We start from the raw sequence: 20,608 nt of genomic DNA on the forward strand, positions 1-20,608 counted from the left end.
CTGAAGGGCAGGCACCGGGCACGCCGACACCGGCGTCGCGCACCCGGCCTGCCGGACCGCCTCGGCTACGCCTTACGGAGACGGCCGACGATGCCGTCGATGTCCAGACGGACCATGGCTTCGCGAATGATGTGTCCGCCGGGCTCCTCGTGTGCCTCGTACGGGATGCCCGCGTTGTCGAGGAGGCCGCGGAATTCCCGCTGCCCGGCGAGCACTTGGGTCTCGTTGAACGAGTCGAACGGGTTGGTCGGGTCGGGGCTGGTGCCGGCGACCAGGAAGACCCGCTTGTTCCGGTAGCTCTCGATGCGCTCCACCGGGTTGTCGGCGCTGACCCTGGCCTCGTCCCACAGCGGCGCGCCGTAGACCGTGCCACCGCCCAGGTCCGAGGCCGCGGAGGACACGTTGGCCCAGTGGACGACCAGACCGCCGTCGCGGCGCAGACTGGCCGGCCCGGAGTGGGCGCTCACCGAGGCGAAGGTTCCGTAGTACTTCGCCGCGTACTTCAGAGCCCCGAAGCCGCCCATCGAGAACCCCGACACGGCACGGCCGTCGTACTCGGCGTACGTCCGGAAGTTCGCCTCGACCCACGGGAGCAGCTGGTTCATGTGGAAGGCCTCCCAGTTGCGGGGGCCGGCGTTGGAGCTGACCGGGTTGGAGTACCAGCCCGCGTGGCCACCGTCGGGCATCACGACGATGAGCGGCTTGCCGGCCGTCCAGTCGCGGATGTTCTGGGGCGGGCTGTCGAAGGTGATGAAGTCCTGGAGGCCGCCGTGGAGCAGGTACAGGACGGGGTAGGTGCGACCGCTGGTGTGGTAGTCGTCGGGGAGCAGGACGTTGACGCCGGGGTTCCAGCCGATCTCGGCGGTCTGGAACCGGTAGTACCACATGCGGGGGTCGCTCTCGTTGTGCTCGACGATGTGCAGCCCGAAGCCGTCGTCGGCCGCGGCGGCCGACGACGCGGACGCGAGGACGCCCGCGCCCCCGACTGCCAGCGCCGCGGACGCGCCGCCGACGGCCTTGAGAACACTCCTGCGCGTGGGCCGGTGCTCGCTCAACATGATCTCCTGATTCGCATGACTGACGGGATTGCTGACAGTTGGTGACGGTCCGGCACTTATGGCTGATCCGTCAGTTGTCGGTGATCCAGGTGCCCCGGTCGGCGTTCCAGTGGATCGTGACCTTCTGGAACTGCTGGGCCCTGCCGTTGCCCTCGTCCACCTCGTCGGCGACGGGGTAGCCGAGAGCGCCCTCGTGGCCCGCGGCGTGGAACGCGTCGTAGATCGCGCCGTGGACGATGTGCGCACCGGTCTGCGGCGACCACAGGAACAGGCCGTGTTCGAAGAACTGGTAGCGGCCCCGGGTACCGTCGGGCGCCTGCGCGGCCTCCGCCTCGTCCATCGTCGGGAAGCCCCAGCTGCGCTCCGCGTCCGTCGCCCAGAACTCGGTCAGGATGTCCCCGTGGACCGCGTAGGCCACGTCCGGGTGCCAGAGGATGATGCCGTTCTGGAACTGCTGGAAACGCCCGCCGAGGGAGGCGTCCGCCTCGGCGCGGATCGGCGGCCCGAGGATGCCACCCGGGCCGCCCAGGTCGGCGTACTTCGCCCCGATCGTGCCGTACGGCTGGAACGCCTCGTCCCGCTGCTGCCGGGCGGTGCCCTCCGCCTCGTCGTACCGGTCCGGATAGGCGGAGCGCTGCACGGCCTGGGCGAGCTGCCCGGCGGTGCTGCCCTCCATACCGGGCTCCATCTGCTGGGCCACTTCGAAGAACTTGCCCGCCGCGTAGTCGACGTCGAGGATCTGTTCAGCCGTGCCCCAGCCCTGTGAGGGCCGCTGCTGGAAGACACCGAGTGAGTCCCGGTCCCCGCAGTTCAGGTTGTTCATGTGGGACTCGACCCAGCCCGTCTCGAAGCCGGCCAGCATCACCTTGTCGGACACGTTCATGCGCTGGCCCACCTCGTAGACCTTGCGCGTGACGGCGATGTCCCGGTCGGCCGGGACGTCGCAGAACACCGCGGCGGGCGCCCGGTTCCCGAGAGGTCCGGGCACGGGGTTCGTCTCCCGCGCCCACGCGGGCCGGCCGCTCAGCGCGGTCACGACCGCCATGAGCAACAGCACCGCCATCACACATCCCGCACGCCGAACGGCGGCGCTGTCCCGCCGGACGCCACCCACGAAGCCCGTCACGGGTTCACCCCGTCGAACTGGAGCGCCCAGTACGGAGGGGAGCCCTTCTGGCCGTTCCACTGGGAGACGATCAGCGTCAGGGAGGTGGCGCTCGCGCTGCCGGGGTGGATGTAACCGCCGTACAGGGTGGGCACCTGAGGCCTGCCCCAATGACTGGGCGGGACCGTGTTGTTGCCGACGATCTGCGGGGTGGGCGCGGACCACACCGCGTCGGGGCGGGACGCGGTGCGGGTGCAGATCGAGTAGTCGTCCACGTCGAAGTAGCTCATGCAGTACGTGGATCCGATCCGTTTCACGGAGAACTCACCGATGTTGTTGCCGGTGAGGATCGCCGAGGGCGCCGCATCCGTGGTCCACTGCCAACTGTTGCCCACGTACGCCCAGTTCTGCTGTGCTCCGAAATTTCCGTCGCGGAAGTCGCTCGGCTGGATACGGAACAGCTGGATCGCACCGCCGTCGGCGGTGTTGCGGTGGCTGCCGTTCCAGCGCTTGGAGAAGATGTACAGCCAGCCGTCGGGGTCGATGCCCGCGAACGACCACATGCCGTACATGGACTGGTTGGTTCCCTGCTCGTCACCGGCCCAGTGGTACGGGTAGTCGGTCCAGGTGACCCCGTAGTCGTCGGAGTAGGCGACGCCGGACATCAGGGAACCGTCACGGCCGGCACCGGGGGTCCAGGTGTTCACGGACGTGTACTGGAGGTAGGTACGGCCGCCGAACTCCACGCAGTCGTTGGGGATGCGGCTGAATTCCCAGCCGTGGCCGTTGTCCTGCTGAGGGGTGTAGTCGAAGAGCTGCCGTGCCCCTCCGCCGCTGGGCATCGCCCAGGTGAACGAGATCGGGGTCTGTCCCGAGGCGTCGAAACCATCCTGGTTCAGCATGATCGGCGAGCCCATGTAGTCGCCGGTCTGCTGAATGCCGGTCCACGAGTCGCCGAAGACATAGCCCCACGAGCCGTCGTGCTCCCGGTAGTAGGGGATCGCGAGGTCGCCGGAGCCCAGGCCCTGGGCGCTCGCCGAGTCACCGGGCTGGTCGCACAGGGAGGCGCCGCTTGCGAGGACGCGCGGGCCGGTACGCGGTTTCGGCGTGCTCCCGGTCGCCGCAGCGGCGGGCAAGGGGGCGGCGGCCAGCCCCGCCCCGAGAACGAGCCCCACACCCGCCTTGAGTGTCAGTCGGCGGGTGAGCGGTTGGTCCTGCGGTCTCGGTTCGACGGACATCGTGAACCTCTCTGAGGGTGAGGGTGTGGAGTTGTCGTACGAGGTCAGGCCGAGTTGGAGTTGCCCTTCGGCGGTACGAGCGGGGCGAGTTGACCGACGGAGAGCCAGTAGATCCGCTTGCCGCTGAAGGACGCGGGGCCTGCGAGCAGATCAGATGTCATGGAACCCTCCTCGGACCGGGTCGTCCCCGTCCGTGGACCGGCACGACCCGCACGGTAGTGACAGGGACCCGGAGCAGGGCACCCGGAACGATCCGGAGTGACAGCGCGTCCCCCTGTCCGCTAACGACTTGGTGCGCGAGCCGTGCCGACCGGTGAACAGCGGCACCGCGCGGTCGCGCTCCTCCGCATCGGCGGCGGCCAGGTCGGCCCGGCGCGGAGGTGCCCTCAGGGAGTGGGAGCCTCCGACTGCCGGTGAGCCGTGGGACTCAGGCACCGGGGAACCGCCGGCCGGTCCCTGGTGCGTACGGCGGGCAGCCACGCCGTGGAGCGTGCGGAACCCGACGGGAGACGGACCCGGTACCAGTGGGTCGACGGCGTGCCCTCCTCGTCGACGATGATCGTCCCGTCGGACAGTTGGCAGTCGACAGCGAGGATGTCGCCGTCCCACACCCGTACCGGTACGACGTTGTCGGGGGTGTAGGGCCGCAAGGGATCGATCGCAAGGCCGAGACTGCACACGAGGCGCCGGTCCGTTCGGTCCTGGCAGCGCTCCTCGGCGTTGAACACCCGGATCCGGCCGACGGGCCGGCCGGATCCGGCGAGCCGGCCGGCCGCATCGTCACGCACCGCGCAGGCCCAGACCGGCGCACACACCGCGACCACCACGAGCGCTCCGCGGATGCGTCCTCGTCCACGGGCCGTCGAACGTGCGGCGGGACGGTCGGCGACGCCGGGACCGGCGAAGGACCGCGCTGAGTTCCCCGAACTCCCGGAACTCCCAGCGGCCTCTGTTCCGGCGGCCTCCGTCCCAGCGGCCCGCCATGCGGTGATGCGCGTCAGCAGGCTCTCGGCGGTGTGCACCGTACGGGCGGCGTGGGTCGGGGCCAGACAGTCGGCGGCCAGCGCACGCCAGAACGGCGGCACCGCGTTGTCCATGCGTAACGGGGCGCGCCCGTCCGCGTACTCCTGTGCCGCGGCACTGCGCGCCGCCGGAGTGGCACCGGGAAACGGCGAGGCGCCGGACGCGAACACCTCGTGGATCACGATGCCCAGGGCCCACACGTCGGCGCTCGGCCGGACCCGCACACCGTCTACGCCGAGCCGGCTCTTCCACCGCTCCGGCGGAAGGTAGTCGAGCGTGCCCATCGGAGGCGCGTACCCGTGGGTGCCGGTCAGCTCCGTGGCGAGCCCGAAGTCCGAGAGTCTGGCCGAACCGTCTGGTCCCACCAGCACGTTGTCCGGTTTGAGGTCCCCGTGCACCCAGCCGCCGCGGTGCAGATAGGCGAGACCCTCGCAGACCTCGCCGATGATCCGCGCGCCCTCCGCCTCGCTCGTTCCGGTCGCGAGCAGATCCCGCAGGCTGCAGTCGGCGCGCTCCATGACGAGCACGATCGCGCCGTCCAGGGAGGGGTGTTCCGGTTCGGTGAGTACGAGGGAGTCCAGCAGGCGGATCAGCCGGGGATGGCTGGCCCGGCGGCCGAGTTCGAGCTCACGGCCGGCCGCCTCGGCCACCTCGCGGGCCTGGCGCGGTGTGAGCCCGGCGGTCGGCAGCACCTTGAGCGCGACGGGTTCCGCGCCCGGACCGGTGTCCTGATCGCCCGTGCCGGCGTGGGCGGGCCGGCCCGCGTAGACCGTGGACCAGCCGCCCGTCCCGATCAGCTCGACGACCTCCCAGTCACCGAGCCGGAAACCGCGCGGCAGCACGTCCATGTGGTCGCTCCCCCGTGCGTCGGCCGTGTTCACCGCTCTCTCCGGTGCACCTTCCGTGCCGGCGTACACCACTTGTCCTCCCCCGGTTGCCACGTCATTCCGCCTTCGGCCGCTTCCCCACGGCCGTCCCGCTCCGGGGCGGCAGAAGCGCGAGATGCTCCTCCCGCACGAGCCCGAACCGCAGCGTGACACCGACGATCGTCTCCCGCTTGCCGTTGCGGCGCGCCCCTTTACCCGGATCGTCCTCGGCCGGGGCGCTGATCCGTAACTTCTCCTCGGCGAGATAGTCGATGTGCGAACTGACCGCACGGGCGGTCAGCCGGGCACAGGCGGCGTGGTCCCTGAGCCGCTCGACGATCTGGGGGGTGGTCGGCACCGCGACCGGTGATTCGTCCCGCAGTCGCGGCTCGCAGAGCGCGACGAGTACCAGGAAGTAGGCGGCCGACTCGTCCAGCGAGTACGCCATGACCGTACGGCTTCCACTCGGATCACCGGTGCCGTCGGGGTCGAGGTAGACATGGTCGGGGGCGAACACGTGGAAGGCGACCGTGGTGTCGCGGAGGGCCGGCAGGACGACCCGGGAGAACTCGAACGGGATGGGCGCCCCGGCCCGTCGAGGCGGCACCCTCAGGTACTCACCCGCGCCCTCCGGATTCTCCACCAGATAGCTGTGGGTCGCGCTGTAGTTGCTCAACTGCCAGTGGTCGTCGGTCACCCGGATCTCACCGGCCAGCCGGGAGATCGCCGCGTCGACGAGACGGAGTTCGACCGGGACCGTCGCCGATCCCCGCCCGAACCGCGCAACTTCCCCCGGCCCGAGCCGCAACGTCACCGCGTCACCCGGCCGCCCTCCGACATCACCGCTCCCCCGCGGAAGATGAATCACAATGCCGCTCATCGCCCCGTCCTCCCCCACACGTCGGCAGTTGCCGCACAGACCAGAGCTACCCATACGGTGCGGGGGTCTCCCGCTTGATTCCGGCAGATTCTGTACGTGTGGTACTCGCCTTCACCGCACGTGTCACGGATCTGCCGAACGAGCGGTGATTCCAGTGGAGTTGGGGCTAACGACGGGCTGCGAACGGCTGCACCGACCTGTCGATGAGCTGACCGTCCACGGTCCTCGCCGACTGCGGCTCAGCCACCTGATCGGACTCGGCCTCGGACACGTTCTCACCGGTCATCGATGCACCTCCGTCGGTCGCGCCACGTCGTGAGCGTCGTGGACAGTCACCCGCTTCGGTGGACCCCGGCATCCCGGAAAGCTCAACCGCACCTGACGGTAGGGGTCGTCGGTGTTCTTTCCCACCAAACTCCGTTGAGGCAACTCAGCCTTTCGGCGACCTGGCTATTCCCAAGTGCCGCCCTGCACCATCCGAGGAATGAAAACCAACAACTGGTTACCTCCAGGGAGTTACCCACGGCGCACAGTGGTCCCCAGCCCGCCTGGTGGGCTCTGCAGTCAAGACGTCCAGTACGCCCTCACCGACGGTGGACGCTGACGGCATAACCGCCGCCGTCGTAAGGGTCGGCATCCCAGGTGGCGAACCGGTCGACGAGGGTAAGGCCGGCCCCGGAGCACCAGTCGTCGTAGTCCGACAGCGTGAGGCTGGGCGGCACCGGCAGGTGGGCTTCGTCCAGACCGAAGCCGGCGACCAGCAGGCCGCCCGGACACAGTGCCGCGGACAGGTGCTCAACCACCGTGGTCTCGGTGCCGGGGGCGAGCAACGGGAAGATATTGCCCGCAGCAACGATAAGGTCGAAGCCTCCTGCAATGCCGAGCAGGGTCGGCTCGAACTCGGCCAGATCGAGCTGGAACCAGGGCAGGCCAGGCGACTGCTTCCGCGCCACTGCCAGCATCGACGCGTCAAGATCCACCCCGACACAGTCATAGCCGAGTTCCGCGAGCCGGATCATGACGCGTCCGGTACCGCACCCGGCGTCCAGCACCCGCGCCCCCACAGGCACGAGAGCTGCGCAGAACCGCGCCTCACCGTGCACGTTCTTGCCACTACGGGCCAGGGCCGCGAATCGTGCGGCATAGTGCTCCCCGGACGCATTCCCGGTCAAATCCGCCCAGCGACTCATAAGGTCAACTATAGGGGCGCCCGATCTCGCCCAAGGAACCAACTCCCAGTGCTACACCCGAGCAGAGCAGCAACCTCGTTCGACCATCACCCTGACCGCAGTTGCCGACTGGGGCACCCGTGCCGCCGGGCATTGGCGGAGCAACAAGGCCGGGTCTCCCTTGCCCCAACGACACACCACAACATCGTCGGCCGGTACGGAACCCCACTCGCCGTCTCTCTGACCAGCGGAAACCGACACTACGTCACCCAGCTCATGCCGCTGCTGGACAAGATTCCCCACATCCGGGCCTGCGATTGCGATGTCGGGAAGCGAGGCTGCTGTCCCCAATGGTGCGCGGCGGCTTGCGGAACGCGCTGGCCAAGTCGATCCGCAGGTCACCGTGAACGCCTCGGCGCCCTCCGGGGTGACCCTCCCGAAGGACAACGGCAGCTTCAAGTACAAAGATCCCCACAACGGGACCGAGTACACGATCAACGACGGCACTCTGAACGTCGAGACGCCCCGTAAATCCGGAATGTTTCTGGACGTCGGCAACACCCGCAACAACGGTGACAGCGTCATCCTCTACCAGTGCGGCTCCACCAATACCAACCAGAAGTTCGTAGTCCAGCGCGGCTACATCAAGGTCAAGGACACACTCTGAGGTGATCCACCGCCCGCCCTCCGCATGAAGGCGCAGAGGGCGGGCCGGGCCCAAGCGCGACCGACGACGGCGGAACTCGGCCCCGGCGGGCGGCCGGGGTCTCGCGGCCGCGACAAGGCCGCCGTAAGGGCCCCCTCTCATCGCGGAGCCAGAGGCCCAGCTTCGGACGCGTGACGGGGTCCGTGGCGCCTGAGAACTCCCAGTCGTCGAGCCCAGCCGATGATGTGCGCGCCCACGGACGCGGCGGTAGCGAGCACGTTCTCCCGCTGGCGTTCGAGGGATGGCGCAGCCCGCTTCATGCGCGACAGCCATCGCGCTCCGAGCAGACTTTTGCGGCATCCGTCATAGGGACGCAGCAGGCGGCACGGCCCCTGGGAGTGGTCCTGGTCAGCCCAGGAAGCTCAGCCGCACCTGCCGGTCGGGATTGTCGATGTTCGTGTCCACCAGGCACACGGACTGCCACGTCCCGAGTTCCAGCCTCCCGCCGATCACCGGCAGCGTCGCGTGCGGCGCAACGAACGCGGGCAGCACATGGTCCCTGCCGTGACCGCGGCTGCCGTGCCGGTGCTGCCAGCGGTCGTCGGCGGGCAGCAGGCCGTGCAGGGCGGCGAGGAGGTCGTCGTCGCTGCCCGCTCCGGTCTCGATGACGGCGATCCCAGCCGTCGCGTGCGGGACGAAGATGTTCAGCAGGCCGTCGCGGCCCGCCGCGGTCTCCCGCAGGAACTGCTCGCAGTTCTCCGTCAGGTCGGTGACGGTCTCGGTGCTGCCGGTCTCGATGTGCAGGACGTGTGTGGCGAAGGTTTCGGACATGGCTCCCATCCTCCCTCCCCAGGTCTTCCCTCTCCAGGTCTTCCCTCTCCAGGTCTTCCCTCTCCAGGAGTGGGATCGCGCGTCCGTGTGGTGAGACGTTCCCGCACCCTGTGGCGCTCCGCTGCTGTTCACCGGTGACCACCGCTGAGCGCCACAGTGCTGAGCGCAGAGCGCAGAGCGCAGAGCGCAGAGCGGGAAGATACCGGGACCCCGCGCCGTTAGGTGAAACGTGAACGACTTCCGGGTACGCGACGTGGACGTGGTGGTCATCGGCGCGGGGCAGGCCGGGCTGTCCGTCGCCTACCATCTGCGGCGGGCGGGCCTGGTGCCCGACCGTGACTTCGTCGTACTGGATCACGCCCCGCGACCGGGCGGCGCCTGGCAGTTCCGGTGGCCCGGACTGACGTACGGCAAGGTGCACGGAATGCACTCCCTGCCCGGCATGGAGCTGACGGACGCCGACGGGAGCCGGCCGTCGTCCGAGGTGGTGGGTGACTACTTCGCGGCGTACGAGGACGCCTTCGAGCTGCGGGTGCGCCGGCCGGTCGAGGTCGCAGCCGTCCGCGAGGGCGCTGCCGGACGACTGCGCGTGGAGACGTCGCAGGGGGTCTGGTCGACACGGGCGGTGGTCAACGCCACGGGCACCTGGGACCGGCCGTTCTGGCCGCGGTATCCCGGCCAGGAGACCTTCCTCGGCAGGCAGTTGCACACGTCCGGGTACCGCGGTCCGCAGGAGTTCACCGGCCGGCGGGTGGTCGTGGTGGGCGGCGGCGCGTCCGGAACCCAGCATCTGATGGAGATCGCCGAGGTCGCCGAGGCGACGACCTGGGTGACCCGGCGGCCCCCGGTCTTCCGGGAGGGTCCGTTCGACGCGGAGCAGGGGCGCGCCGCCGTCGCGAGGGTCGAGGAACGGGTACGGGAGGGGCTTCCCCCGCAGAGTGTCGTGGCCGTGACCGGGCTGCCGGTGAACGACGCGATCCGGGCCGCGCGCGCCGAGGGCGTACTCGACCGCCTTCCGATGTTCGACCGGATCACACCGGACGGGGTGGCCTGGGACGACGGACGCACGGTGGCCGCGGACCGCATTCTCTGGGCCACCGGTTTCCGGGCCGCGATAGATCACCTGTCGCCGTTGAAGCTCCGTGAGCCGGGCGGCGGCATCCGCATGGAGGGCACCCGCGCCGCGCGTGACGAGCGGATCCACCTGGTCGGATACGGCCCTTCGGCTTCCACGATCGGCGCCAACCGGGCCGGCCGGGCCGCCGTCCGCGACATCGGGCGGCTGTTGGAGCGCGTACCGGCGCCGGTCTGACACCCATGGTTTCTTCATTCAGTGCTACGAACACACGAACAGGGGATCGGGTGTTCGCTGGAACGTGTGGTCGTACGGGATTTGGTTGCTCAACTACCCCACGAAGCAACATGCTTACTGAGCGCAAGCGACGAGCTGCAGATCTCGCAGGCGCAGTCCCACTGCACGAAACCATGTACTAGGAGAACGCACCATCATGAACTTCCTCACCAACCTGCTCGCCGGCATCGTCCACTTCGTGGGCTGGCTCGTCTGACACCCGTCCTGACCGGCGCCGTCGCTTCCCGTCCCACGGGAGCGGCGGCGCTGTCGTGTTTCACCGGGCCGTCACACGGCCGGTGCCAGCTCACTGTCCCTGCGGACCAGCGCGGCGTACCGGCCGTCGAGGCGGAGCAGTTCCCCGTGCGTGCCCCGCTCGGCGACCTGCCCGGCGTCCAGCACCACGATCTGGTCGGCATCCCTGACCGTGGAGAGCCGGTGCGCGATGGTGATGGTGGTGCGGCCCGCGGAGAGTCCGTCGATGGCCTGCTGGACGGCGTGTTCGGTGCGGGTGTCCAGGGCGCTGGTCGCCTCGTCGAGGATCAGCACCGGCGGATCGCGCAGGATCGTACGGGCGATGGCCAGACGCTGCTTCTCCCCACCGGAGAACCGGTAGCCACGCTCGCCGACCAGGGTCTCGTACCCGTCGGGCAGCGAAGCGATGTGGTCGTGGATCTGCGCCGTCCGGGCGGCCTCTTCGAGTTCCGCGTCGGTGGCGTCCGGTTTGGCGAAGCGCAGGTTGTCGGCGACCGACGCGTGGAAGAGGTACGTCTCCTGGGAGACGACGCCCACGGCACGGGCCAGCGTGGCGAAGTCGAGCTCGCGCACGTCGACGCCGTCGAGGGTGACCCGGCCGCCCGTCACGTCGTACAGCCGCGGCACCAGATAGCTGAGCGTGGACTTGCCCGAGCCCGTGGGTCCGACGACCGCGAGGCTGCCACCCGCGGGCACCTCGATGTCGATGGCGGCCAGGGTGGGGCCGCTCTTCTCGTCGTATCCGAAGTCGACGTCCTGGAAGCGCACTTCGCCGCGGACCTTGTCCAGTCGGACCGGGTGTTCGGGCTCGGTGATGTCCACCGGCAGATCCAGGTACTCGAATATCCGCTGGAAGAGGGCGAGCGAGGTCTGCATGTCCACACCCGTCGACAGCAGGCTCACGGCCGGCCGGAAGAGGCCCTGCTGGAGCGAGACGAAAGCGACGAGCGTGCCGATCGAGACCTGGGGGCCGCCCTCCTGGAGCGCCAGGCCGGCCGCCCAGTAGATGACGGCCGGCATGGCGGCCATGACGATGCCGATCGTCGACATCCGCCAGCGTCCCGCCATGCTGGAGCGCACTTCGAGGTCGACCAGCTGCTCGGACTCCTCGGTGAAGCTCTTGGTGAGGGAGTCCGCGCGGCCCATGGTGCGGCCGAGCAGAATGCCGCTGACGGACAGCGACTCGGTGACCGTGGCGGCCATCACCGCCATCTGCTTCTGCCGTTGCGTCGTGATCCTCTTGCGCTCGCGGCCGACCCTGCGGCTGATCCAGACGAACACCGGGAGCAGCAGCATCGAGACGATCGTCAGCCGCCAGTCGAGGGCGAGCATCGCGACCACCGTGGCGATCACAGCGGTGAGGTTGGAGACCAGGGAGGTCGCGGTGGAGGTGACGGTCGCCTGCATGCCGCCGATGTCGTTGGCGATACGGGACTGGACCTCACCGGTGCGCGTCCTGGTGAAGAAGGCGAGCGGCATGCGCTGGAGCTGGGTGTAGACGGCGGTGCGCAGGTCGTGCATGACGCGCTGGCCGACCGTGGTCGAGATCAGGGTCTGGAGGACTCCGAAGACGCTGTTGACCACGGCCGTGACGATCATGCCCAGGGCGAGCAGGCTCAGCAGCCCGGTGCGGTTCTGCGGGATCGCGGTGTCGAGGATTTCGCGCAGCATGAACGGCGAAGCGACCGAGACCAGCGACGACGCGCAGACGAGCAGTCCGACGAGCGCCAGGCGTGCGCGGTAGGGGCGGAAGAGCCGGACGATGCGCCGCAGTTCGGCGGGCGGCTGCCCGGCGTCACGGGGTGGAGGCGTCCAGTCGGGGCGATCGGGTTTCATGGGCTCCTTCGGCAGACAGCTGAGGAAACGACAGCACCGGGCGTCGCGAGAAGCGGACATCAGCGGCGGAGGGGCGTCACAGGCAGTGCGACGGCCGGGCCGGGGCAGGACTTTGCGAGCATAGCTCACTGTTACCTATGCTCACAATGTACAAGGTCCTGATATTGTTCCCGGCATGTCATCACCTGCTGGTGCACCCGACACCGACGGCCTGCTGGCCGAGCAGCTCCTCCGGCTGACCCGGAGACTGCACCGGATCCACAAGCACCATCTGGAGCCGGTCGGTATCACCCCCGCCCAGTCCCGGCTGCTGCGCACCGTCTCGCACTGCGCCGAGCCGCCGCGCATGGCCGATCTCGCCCAGCGGCTGGAGGTGGTGCCCCGCGCCGTGACCAGCCTCGTCGATGCCCTGGAGGAGAGCGGCAGCGTCCGCCGCGTGCCCGATCCGACCAACCGCCGCGTGGTACGGATCGAGCTCACCGACAGCGGGCGGGCCACCCTGCGCGCCCTGCGCGCCGCGCGCCGAGGCGCCGCGGAGGAGATCCTTGCGCCACTCTCCGCGGAGCAGCGCGAGGTGCTCGGGGAGCTGTTGTCCACACTCATGGACGGCCCGCCCGGCCACCACCGCTGAACCGCCGCACCGTCCGTCTCTGCTCTGTCCCAGATTTTTCCTGTCCGAAAGTTGCACGAGGGGAACTGCCAGATGCCGCTGCTGGAGCCGAAGCCCGGCGCACTCCGTCCGCGTACGGGCGGAACGCCGTCACCCGACCGGGTGCCCGACGCGGGCGCGGCCGGGACGCCGGAACCGCTGCGCGGTGAGCTGGTCGCGCTGCTCGGTGCGGAGAAGGTGCTGTCGAAGGTCTCCGACCTCGTGCGCTACGCCTCCGATGCGAGCCCCTACCGCTTCGTCCCCCGGGTCGTGGTGATCGCGGAGGACGTCGACGACATCGCGTCCGTCCTCTCGTACGCGCACGGCACGGGCCACGAAGTGGTGTTCCGGGCCGCCGGCACCTCGCTCAACGGGCAGGCCCAGGGCGAGGACATCCTCGTCGACGTACGCCGCCACTGGTCGGGCATCGAGGTCCTGGACGACGGGGCACGGGCCCGGATCCGGCCGGGCACCACCGTGGTGCGGGCCAACGCCACGCTCGCCCGGCACGGCCGGATCCTCGGCCCCGACCCGGCCAGTGCGATCGCCTGCACCCTCGGGGGCGTCGTCGCCAACAACGCGTCGGGCATGACCGCGGGCACCACCCGCAACTCGTACCGCACGCTGGCCTCGCTGACCTTCGTCCTGCCGGGCGGCACCGTCGTCGACACGGCGGCCCCCTCCGCCGACGAGGACCTCGCGGCGGCCGAGCCCGAGCTGTGCGCGGGGCTGCTCGCGATCAAGGCCGAGATCGAGGCGGACCCGGAGCTCACCGCCCGCATCCGTGCCAAGTACGAGATCAAGAACACCAACGGGTACCGGCTGGACGCCTTCCTGGACGGCGCGACGCCGGTCGAGATCCTGCGCGGGCTGATGGTCGGCTCCGAGGGCACCTTCGGCTTCATCTCCGAGGTCGTCTTCGACACCCTGCCGCTGGACCGCAAGCTGTCCACCGCGCTGCTCTTCTTCCCGACCCTGCGTGCCGCGGCGGCGGCCGTCCCGCTGTTCAACGAGGCCGGTGCCATGGCCGTCGAGCTGATGGACGGCAATACGCTGCGCGCCTCGGTGAGCGTCGAGGGCGTGCCCGCCGACTGGGCCGGGCTGCCCAAGGAGACGACGGCGCTGCTCGTCGAGTTCCGGGCGCCCGACGAAGCGGGCCGGGAGGCGTACGAGCGGGTGGCGGCCGAGGCCGTCGCGGGGCTCGAACTGGTCGCGCCCGTCGCGTCGGTGACCAATGAGTTCACCCGTGACCCCAAGGTCATCGCCGGCTACTGGAAGGCCCGCAAGGCATTCGTCACCGCGGTGGGCGGCGCCCGCCCGTCCGGTACGACGCTGATCACCGAGGACTTCGCCGTCCCGCCGTCGAAGCTCGCCGACGCCTGTACGGCGCTCGTCGAATTGCAGACCCGGCACGGTTTCGAGGCCGCCGTGGCCGGTCACGCCGCGCACGGCAATCTGCACTTCCTGCTGGCCTTCGACGCTGCGCTGCCCGCGGACGTGGCGCGCTACGCCGCGTTCATGGACGACTTCTGCCGGCTGACGGTCGAGCGTTTCGACGGCTCCCTCAAGGCCGAGCACGCCACGGGCCGCAACATCGCACCGTTCCTGGAGCTCGAATGGGGCCCGAAGGCGACCGAGCTGATGTGGCGCATCAAGCAGGTCATCGACCCCGACGGGGTGCTCGCGCCGCGCATCGTCCTCGACCGGGACCCCGAGGCCCATCTGCGCGGTCTCAAGACCATTCCCGAGGTCGAGCTGATCGCGGACCCCTGTATCGAGTGCGGCTTCTGCGAACCGACCTGCCCCAGCCACGACGTGACCACCACTCCGCGCCAACGGATCGTGCTGCGCCGGGAGATGATGCGCCAGTCCCCCGGCTCCCCGGTCGAGAACGGGCTGCTGGACGCGTACGGGTACGACGCGGTGGACACCTGCGCGGGCGACTCCACCTGCAAGCTGGCCTGTCCGGTCGGCATCGACACGGGCGCGCTGATGAAGGACTTCCGCCACCGGCGGCACACCCCGCGCGAGGAGCGGATCGCCGCGCTGACCGCCAAGAACTTCAAGGCGGTCGAGGCCGCGGCCCGGCTCGCGGTGGGCGCCGCGGACCGGATCAGTGACCGGCTGCTGGAGTCGGTCACCGGCCTCGCCCGCAAGGCGGTGCGCCCGGACCTGGTGCCCGAGTGGCTGCCGGAGATTCCTGGCGCCGCCGCCCGTAGGCTCCCGCGCACCTCGCGCAAGGGCGCGACCGCGGTCTACTACCCGGCGTGCGTCAACCGGATCTTCGGCGGACCGGCCGATTTCCGCGGGCCGTCGCTCCCCCAGGCCGTCGTGGCCCTCGCCGAGCGGGCCGGGCAGCCGGTGTGGATCCCCGAGGACGTCGCGGGGACCTGCTGCGCGACGATCTGGCACTCCAAGGGGTACGACGAGGGCAACACCCTGATGGCCAATCGCATCGTCGAGGCCGCCTGGGGCTGGACCGGTGGGGGCAAGTACCCGCTGATCGTCGACGCCTCCTCCTGCACACTGGGCATCGCCCACGAGGTGGTGCCCTACCTCAGCGACGACAACCGGGAACTGCACCGCGAGTTGAAGATCGTCGACTCGGTCGTCTGGGCCGCCGACGAACTCCTCCCCCGGCTCACGGTGCTGCGCAAGGCCGGTTCGGCCGTCCTGCACCCCACCTGTTCGATGCAGCACCTCGGCGACGAGGCCGAGTTGCGGGCGGTCGCCGAGGCGTGCGCCGAGGAGGTCGTCGTGCCGGACGACGTCGGGTGCTGCGCGTTCGCCGGGGACCGCGGGATGCTCCACAAGGAACTCACCGAGTCGGCGACCGCCCGCGAGGCCGCCGAGGTCAAGGCGAGGGATTTCGACGCCCATCTCTCGGCGAACCGGATGTGCGAGGTCGGCATGGACCATGCGACGGGCCGCAGTTACTACTCCGTCCTGCTGGAGCTGGAGCGGGCCACCCGCCCCGGCCCGGCGTACCTCCGGCGCAGCTGAACCGCGCCCGGGATCCATCCGGGCGGCCGTCCGCGCGGGAAATTCGATTGCCCTGAACAGTGCTGAAGCGCGAACCTTGCACGGTTTGAGCCAACCACCGATTCATGGGGCGTCATGCAGATTCGAGATCTTCCTTATCCGGATCCGGGTGATCCCGACGTACGGTCCGGGCCCCGTTTCCTCTACTGGCTCGGACGCAATCAGCTGGTCGGCCAGTTCAAGTCGCTCGGCTGGGGGCTGCTCCACCAGTGCGGGATCGCCGGGCTGCCGCTGGCCGTCGGCTTCGCCGTGCAGGCCGTGGTCGACCGCTCGGGTGGTCGTCTCGCCCTCTCCGGCGGGCTGATTCTGCTGCTCGGCGCCGTGATCGCGGTGGGCGACACCATGCTGCACCGGACCGCCGTCACCAACTGGATCACCGCGGCGGCCCGGGTCCAGCAACTCCTCGCGCGGAAGACCGCCGAACTCGGGTCGGCGCTGACCCGCCGGGTCGCGGCGGGCGAGGTCGTCGCGGTGTCCACGGGCGACGTCGAGAAGATCGGCTGGTTCGTCGAGGCGCTCTCCCGCTTCGCCGCCGCGGCGACGGCGCTGGTCATCATCTGCGTCGGGCTGGTCCTCTACCTGCCGTCGCTGGGTGTGGTGGTGGCGCTCGCGATGCCCGTACTGGCCCTGGCCGTACTGCCGTTGCTCTCCACCGCCACCGCGCGGGCCGACGTGCAGCGCGAGAAGGCCGGGCGGGCGACCGAGCTGGCCTCGGACACCGTCGCGGGTCTGCGCGTACTGCGCGGCATCGGCGGCGAGGAACTGTTCCTCGGCCGCTACCGGAGTGCCTCCCAGGAGGTGCGCAGGGCGGCCGTGCGCAGTGCCCGGATGTGGGCGCTGATCTCGGGAATCCAGGTGCTGCTGCCCGGACTGCTGCTGATCGGGGTGGTCTGTTACGGCGCGAAGCTCGCCGCCGACGGACGCATCGAGGTCGGTCAGCTCGTCACCGTGTACAGCGCGGTGACCCTGCTGCTCTTCCCGCTGCGGCACTTCCAGGAGATCGCCATGGCGTACTCCTTCTCCCGGCCCTCGGCCAAGCGGGCGGCACGGGTGCTGGCGCTGGAGCGCACCACGTACGACACCCGCGCGTACGAGGGCACGGCGGGCGGTGTTCCGAGCGGGGATCTCTACGACCCGGCGACCGGACTGCTGGCGACCGGCGGTGACTTCACCGCTGTGGTGTGCGGGGACCCGGACGCGGCCGGCGCACTGGCCGAACGCCTCGGCGGGCATCCCGCGGCCGAGGAAGAGGCGCAGCGGCCTCCTTCGGTGCTGCTCGGCGGGGTCGCCCTCGACGAGCTGCCACTGGACACCGCCCGTACGGCTGTCCTGGTGCAGGACAAGGACCCGGTACTGCTGTCGGGCACCTTGCGGGAGCTGCTCGATGTGCCGTCGTCCGGCAAGGTGACGGCCGACGACGCGCTGGCCGCGGCTCAGTGCGGGGATGTTCTGCAGGCTCTCGCCCAGGCGTCCGTGGAGCCGGGCGGGGACCCCATGCGGACGCGGATCACCGAGCGCGGCAGGTCGCTGTCCGGCGGGCAGCGGCAGCGCCTCGCCCTGGCCCGCTCGCTGGTGACCGACCCGGAGGCGCTGGTGCTCGACGAACCGACCTCGGCCGTCGACTCACACACCGAGGCCCGGGTCGCGCAGGGCGTGAAGCAGCTGCGCGGCGGGCGTACGACGGTGGTCTTCGCCTCGTCACCGCTGCTGCTCGACCAGGCGGACCGGGTGGTGTTCGTGCACGAGGGCACGGTCGCCGCGGTCGGCACGCACCGCGAACTGCTGGGCGCCGAACCGCTCTACCGCGCGGTCGTCACCCGCGAGGCCGACGACACCGAACACACCGAGAGCACCATGAGCGCCAAGAGCACCAGCAACACCGAAGACACCGTGCAAGCCTTCGCGGACATCGAGGAGTCGGCATGATCGGCGTGGCCCGGCCCGCCCACGACCCGGCGGCACCGGAGACGGCGGCCACCCTGCCCGTCGGTACGCCCACCACCGTCCGGACCTACGTCCGCGAGCTGCTGGGCCGTCACCGGCGGGCGTTCGCTGTGCTCATCGGCGCCAATGCGATCGCCGTGATCGCCTCGCTGGTCGGCCCCTACCTGCTGGGCGGGCTGGTCGAGGACCTCTCCAGGGACACGCACGACCTCCATCTGGCGCGTGTCGCGGTGATCTTCAGCATCGCACTCGTCGTCCAGACCGTCTTCGTACGGCTGATGGGTTTGCGCGGCGCGATGCTCGGCGAACAGATGCTGGCCGATCTGCGCGAGGACTTCCTCGTACGGTCGGTGGCGCTGCCGCCGGGTGTCCTGGAGCGGGCCGGTACCGGTGATCTGCTCTCCCGTATCACCACCGACATCGACCGGCTCGCGAACGCGATGCGGGAGGCCGTGCCCCAGCTGGCGATCGGGGTGGTGTGGGCCGGTCTGCTGATCGGCGCGCTCACCGTCACGGCGCCGCCGCTGGCGCTCGCGGTCCTGGTGGCGCTGCCGGTGCTGATCGTCGGCTGCCGCTGGTACTTCCGGCGGGCCCCGTCCGCCTACCGTTCGGAGGCTGCCGGATACGCGGCGGTCGCCGCGATGCTCGCCGAGACGGTGGACGCGGGGCGGACCATCGAGGCGCACCGCCTCGGCCCGCGCCGGGTGGCGCTGTCCGAGCAGCGGGTGAAGGAGTGGACCGCGTGGGAGCGGTACACGCTCTGGCTGCGGTCGGTGCTCTTCCCGGTCATCAACGTCACCTATGTGACGATCCTCGGCGCGGTGCTGATGCTCGGTGGGGTCTTCGTGCTCCAGAGGTGGATGACCGTCGGGCAGCTCACCACAGGTGCGCTGCTCGCCCAGATGATGGTGGACCCGGTCGGTCTCATCCTGCGCTGGTACGACGAGCTCCAGGTCGCCCAGGTGTCGCTGGCCCGGCTCGTCGGCGTACGGGAGATCGAACCGGACGCCGGAGACGAACGGATCGGTCCCGACGGGCGCGTGGTGCGCGCCGACGACGTGCACTTCGGCTACCGCGAGGGCGTCGACGTCCTGCACCGGGTGTCGCTCGACGTACCGCCCGGCACCCGGATGGCGCTGGTCGGCCCGTCGGGCGCGGGCAAGTCGACGCTCGGCCGGCTGCTCGCCGGGATCTACGCGCCGCGTACCGGCGAGATCACGCTCGGCGGCGCCGAGCTGTCCCGGATGCCGACCGAACGGGTGAGGGAACACGTCGCCCTGGTCAACCAGGAGCACCACGTCTTCGTGGGCTCGCTGCGCGACAACCTGCTGCTGGCCCGGACCGGCGCGGACGACGCCCAGCTGTGGGCGGCGCTCGGCGCGGTCGACGCCGACGGATGGGCGCGCGCCCTGGAGAAGGAGCTGGACACCGAGGTCGGTTCGGGCGGCCTGGCCCTCACCCCGGCCCAGGCCCAGCAGATCGCGCTGGCCCGGCTGGTCCTCGCGGATCCGCACACGCTGGTGCTCGACGAGGCGACCTCGTTGCTCGACCCGCGTGCGGCCCGCCATCTGGAGCGGTCGCTCGCGCGGGTGCTCGACGGCCGTACGGTCGTGGCGATCGCCCACCGGCTGCACACCGCGCACGACGCGGATGTGATCGCGGTGGTGGAGCAGGGGCGGATCAGTGAGCTGGGCAGCCACGAGGAGCTGGTGACCGCGGACGGCGCGTACGCGGCGTTGTGGAGGTCCTGGCACGGATAGCGGGCGGGCCCGCTGTTCCCCGCCCGCGGTGCCGGGACCGGTCGCGGGCGGGGCACGCTCGTCCGGTGCGGGGGCCGACCGGCCCCCGCACGGCTACAAGATCCCGAGCGCTGCCACGCAGCCCACGCCGCCCAGCACCATGAACACCGGCATGAGCACCTTCAGCTCCACCCAGCTCCCGGCCCGGAACCGCATCATCTTCGGCGGCCCTATCGGGTACCAGTGCCTGCGCCCGATCGGGATCGGCCAGAGGATCGGGCAGCCCGACACCGTCAGCGCGTCCCCCAGGTCGTGCATGAGCGCGCCCAGCACGATCGGCAGGCCCAGCCACATGTACTCGTGGCCGGGGGCGGTGAAGAACCAGTCCGAGCCCATGCCCGGCTGGTCCAGCACCTCGGCCAGGATCCAGGCGCCGGCCGCGCCCAGCAGCCACACCAGAACGGCGCTGCTGGAGCCGCGCGCCGCCCGCCAGAGCAGACCCTCGATGGCGAGCACCACATGGACGAAGAGGATGCCGAGGACGGCCCACCGTCCGCCGTAGATCGCCGCGGCCGAGGCTCCCGTACCCAGCAGCACCGCCCAGAGCCAGGTGTGGGTCAGCGTGCGGTGACCGCCCTCCCGGCGGGGGTCCTTCTTGCCGCGGGTCGCCCGGTAGACGACGGTGGCGATCGAGTCGACGATGTCGCACAGCGCGTGCGACACCGGCCCGAAGGCCCGCGAGATCGTCGCGGCCTTGTGGTCCAGGTCCGGGGCGAGCGCGGCGCCCGCGCTGATCAGCGCGCCGACGACGATGACCGGCCACGGCATCGGATGTCCGTACGCCGAGGCCGCCGCCCCCACCCCCAGCCAGGCCGCCGCTCCTGACAGCGAGTGTGCCGGTCCCATCATGGTCGTTCCGCCCCGTTTTCCGTTGTGCTGAAGCCCAGTTGAGGTTCAGGCGTGGTTCGGTCGAGAG

General features: G+C 70.3%; 15 protein-coding genes and 1 pseudogene. 7 read left to right on the forward strand and 9 right to left on the reverse strand.

From position 1 onward, the window contains the following. Positions 1 to 65 precede the first annotated feature (65 nt). The 6 genes from NBY69_RS11575 to NBY69_RS11600 form a co-directional block, all read right to left on the reverse strand. On the reverse strand, positions 66 to 1,058 hold the full coding sequence (locus NBY69_RS11575; RefSeq protein ID WP_250300660.1) for an alpha/beta hydrolase family protein: 993 nt from the start codon (positions 1,056 to 1,058) through the stop codon (positions 66 to 68). A 70-nt stretch (positions 1,059 to 1,128) separates the two neighbouring features. Next, on the reverse strand, positions 1,129 to 2,121 hold the full coding sequence (locus NBY69_RS11580; protein ID WP_250300661.1) for an LGFP repeat-containing protein: 993 nt from the start codon (positions 2,119 to 2,121) through the stop codon (positions 1,129 to 1,131). Between the two features lie 59 nt (positions 2,122 to 2,180). Next, the gene (locus NBY69_RS11585; RefSeq protein ID WP_250300663.1) at positions 2,181 to 3,401 is read right to left on the reverse strand and encodes a DUF4185 domain-containing protein; all 1,221 of its coding nucleotides are present in this window, start codon (positions 3,399 to 3,401) and stop codon (positions 2,181 to 2,183) included. 386 nt (positions 3,402 to 3,787) lie between these two features. Next, positions 3,788 to 5,272 (reverse strand): serine/threonine-protein kinase, encoded by a 1,485-nt coding sequence (locus NBY69_RS11590; RefSeq protein ID WP_250300868.1) that lies wholly within the window; start codon positions 5,270 to 5,272, stop codon positions 3,788 to 3,790. A 94-nt stretch (positions 5,273 to 5,366) separates the two neighbouring features. After that, entirely contained in the window at positions 5,367 to 6,170 is an 804-nt protein-coding gene (locus NBY69_RS11595; RefSeq protein ID WP_250300665.1) for a serine/threonine protein kinase, read from the reverse strand. 584 nt (positions 6,171 to 6,754) lie between these two features. Continuing rightward, entirely contained in the window at positions 6,755 to 7,360 is a 606-nt protein-coding gene (locus NBY69_RS11600; protein WP_250300667.1) for a bifunctional 2-polyprenyl-6-hydroxyphenol methylase/3-demethylubiquinol 3-O-methyltransferase UbiG, read from the reverse strand. A 174-nt stretch (positions 7,361 to 7,534) separates the two neighbouring features. Between NBY69_RS11600 and NBY69_RS11605 the strand changes: the two are divergent. Both NBY69_RS11605 and NBY69_RS11610 read left to right on the forward strand, forming a co-directional pair. Beyond that, positions 7,535 to 7,648 (forward strand): annotated as a pseudogene (locus NBY69_RS11605) (IS5/IS1182 family transposase); the annotation flags it as partial. 94 nt (positions 7,649 to 7,742) lie between these two features. After that, positions 7,743 to 8,006 (forward strand): RICIN domain-containing protein, encoded by a 264-nt coding sequence (locus NBY69_RS11610; RefSeq protein WP_250300879.1) that lies wholly within the window; start codon positions 7,743 to 7,745, stop codon positions 8,004 to 8,006. A gap of 387 nt (positions 8,007 to 8,393) precedes the next feature. On the opposite strand, the gene NBY69_RS11615 is transcribed toward NBY69_RS11610, so the two are convergent. After that, a complete protein-coding gene (locus NBY69_RS11615) occupies positions 8,394 to 8,816 on the reverse strand; it encodes a secondary thiamine-phosphate synthase enzyme YjbQ (protein WP_250300668.1) in 423 nt (140 codons plus the stop codon). A 229-nt stretch (positions 8,817 to 9,045) separates the two neighbouring features. Between NBY69_RS11615 and NBY69_RS11620 the strand changes: the two genes are divergently transcribed. Then, positions 9,046 to 10,128, forward strand: coding sequence for an FAD-dependent oxidoreductase (locus NBY69_RS11620; protein ID WP_250300670.1), 1,083 nt, complete (start codon positions 9,046 to 9,048; stop codon positions 10,126 to 10,128). 327 nt (positions 10,129 to 10,455) lie between these two features. Here the strand turns inward: NBY69_RS11620 and NBY69_RS11625 are convergent, their stop codons facing one another. After that, on the reverse strand, positions 10,456 to 12,258 hold the full coding sequence (locus tag NBY69_RS11625) for an ABC transporter ATP-binding protein (RefSeq protein WP_250300671.1): 1,803 nt from the start codon (positions 12,256 to 12,258) through the stop codon (positions 10,456 to 10,458). Between the two features lie 175 nt (positions 12,259 to 12,433). Here NBY69_RS11625 and NBY69_RS11630 point away from each other — a divergent pair, with 175 nt between their 5' ends. The 4 genes from NBY69_RS11630 to NBY69_RS11645 all read left to right on the forward strand — a co-directional run bounded on the left by NBY69_RS11630 (position 12,434) and on the right by NBY69_RS11645 (position 19,653). After that, positions 12,434 to 12,889 (forward strand): MarR family winged helix-turn-helix transcriptional regulator, encoded by a 456-nt coding sequence (locus NBY69_RS11630; protein ID WP_250300673.1) that lies wholly within the window; start codon positions 12,434 to 12,436, stop codon positions 12,887 to 12,889. 72 nt (positions 12,890 to 12,961) lie between these two features. Beyond that, positions 12,962 to 15,910 (forward strand): FAD-binding and (Fe-S)-binding domain-containing protein, encoded by a 2,949-nt coding sequence (locus NBY69_RS11635; RefSeq protein ID WP_250300674.1) that lies wholly within the window; start codon positions 12,962 to 12,964, stop codon positions 15,908 to 15,910. Between the two features lie 114 nt (positions 15,911 to 16,024). After that, on the forward strand, positions 16,025 to 17,875 hold the full coding sequence (locus NBY69_RS11640) for an ABC transporter ATP-binding protein (RefSeq protein WP_250300675.1): 1,851 nt from the start codon (positions 16,025 to 16,027) through the stop codon (positions 17,873 to 17,875). Next, positions 17,872 to 19,653, forward strand: a complete 1,782-nt coding sequence (locus NBY69_RS11645) for an ABC transporter ATP-binding protein (RefSeq protein WP_250300676.1) — start codon at positions 17,872 to 17,874, stop codon at positions 19,651 to 19,653. Before NBY69_RS11640 ends, NBY69_RS11645 begins: the two co-directional genes overlap by 4 nt. Before the next feature lie 93 nt (positions 19,654 to 19,746). Here the strand turns inward: NBY69_RS11645 and NBY69_RS11650 are convergent, their stop codons facing one another. After that, positions 19,747 to 20,541: a metal-dependent hydrolase gene (locus NBY69_RS11650; RefSeq protein ID WP_250300677.1), complete on the reverse strand. Its 795-nt coding sequence runs from the start codon at positions 20,539 to 20,541 to the stop codon at positions 19,747 to 19,749. Between the last annotated feature and the right edge of the window lie 67 nt (positions 20,542 to 20,608).

Source organism: Streptomyces sp. A 4/2, from assembly GCF_940670765.1.
Classification (GTDB): domain Bacteria; phylum Actinomycetota; class Actinomycetes; order Streptomycetales; family Streptomycetaceae; genus Streptomyces.

What these genes read in the sequence shown, in the direction of transcription:
- NBY69_RS11575 (WP_250300660.1), bottom strand. Translation starts at nt 1,058, where the DNA reads ATGTTGAGCGAGCACCGGCCCACGCGCAGGAGTGTTCTCAAGGCCGTC.
- NBY69_RS11580 (WP_250300661.1), bottom strand. Translation starts at nt 2,121, where the DNA reads ATGGCGGTGCTGTTGCTCATGGCGGTCGTGACCGCGCTGAGCGGCCGG.
- NBY69_RS11585 (WP_250300663.1), bottom strand. Translation starts at nt 3,401, where the DNA reads ATGTCCGTCGAACCGAGACCGCAGGACCAACCGCTCACCCGCCGACTG.
- NBY69_RS11590 (WP_250300868.1), bottom strand. Translation starts at nt 5,272, where the DNA reads ATGGACGTGCTGCCGCGCGGTTTCCGGCTCGGTGACTGGGAGGTCGTC.
- NBY69_RS11595 (WP_250300665.1), bottom strand. Translation starts at nt 6,170, where the DNA reads ATGAGCGGCATTGTGATTCATCTTCCGCGGGGGAGCGGTGATGTCGGA.
- NBY69_RS11600 (WP_250300667.1), bottom strand. Translation starts at nt 7,360, where the DNA reads ATGAGTCGCTGGGCGGATTTGACCGGGAATGCGTCCGGGGAGCACTAT.
- NBY69_RS11615 (WP_250300668.1), bottom strand. Translation starts at nt 8,816, where the DNA reads ATGTCCGAAACCTTCGCCACACACGTCCTGCACATCGAGACCGGCAGC.
- NBY69_RS11625 (WP_250300671.1), bottom strand. Translation starts at nt 12,258, where the DNA reads ATGAAACCCGATCGCCCCGACTGGACGCCTCCACCCCGTGACGCCGGG.
- NBY69_RS11630 (WP_250300673.1), top strand. Translation starts at nt 12,434, where the DNA reads ATGTCATCACCTGCTGGTGCACCCGACACCGACGGCCTGCTGGCCGAG.
- NBY69_RS11635 (WP_250300674.1), top strand. Translation starts at nt 12,962, where the DNA reads ATGCCGCTGCTGGAGCCGAAGCCCGGCGCACTCCGTCCGCGTACGGGC.
- NBY69_RS11640 (WP_250300675.1), top strand. Translation starts at nt 16,025, where the DNA reads ATGCAGATTCGAGATCTTCCTTATCCGGATCCGGGTGATCCCGACGTA.
- NBY69_RS11645 (WP_250300676.1), top strand. Translation starts at nt 17,872, where the DNA reads ATGATCGGCGTGGCCCGGCCCGCCCACGACCCGGCGGCACCGGAGACG.
- NBY69_RS11650 (WP_250300677.1), bottom strand. Translation starts at nt 20,541, where the DNA reads ATGATGGGACCGGCACACTCGCTGTCAGGAGCGGCGGCCTGGCTGGGG.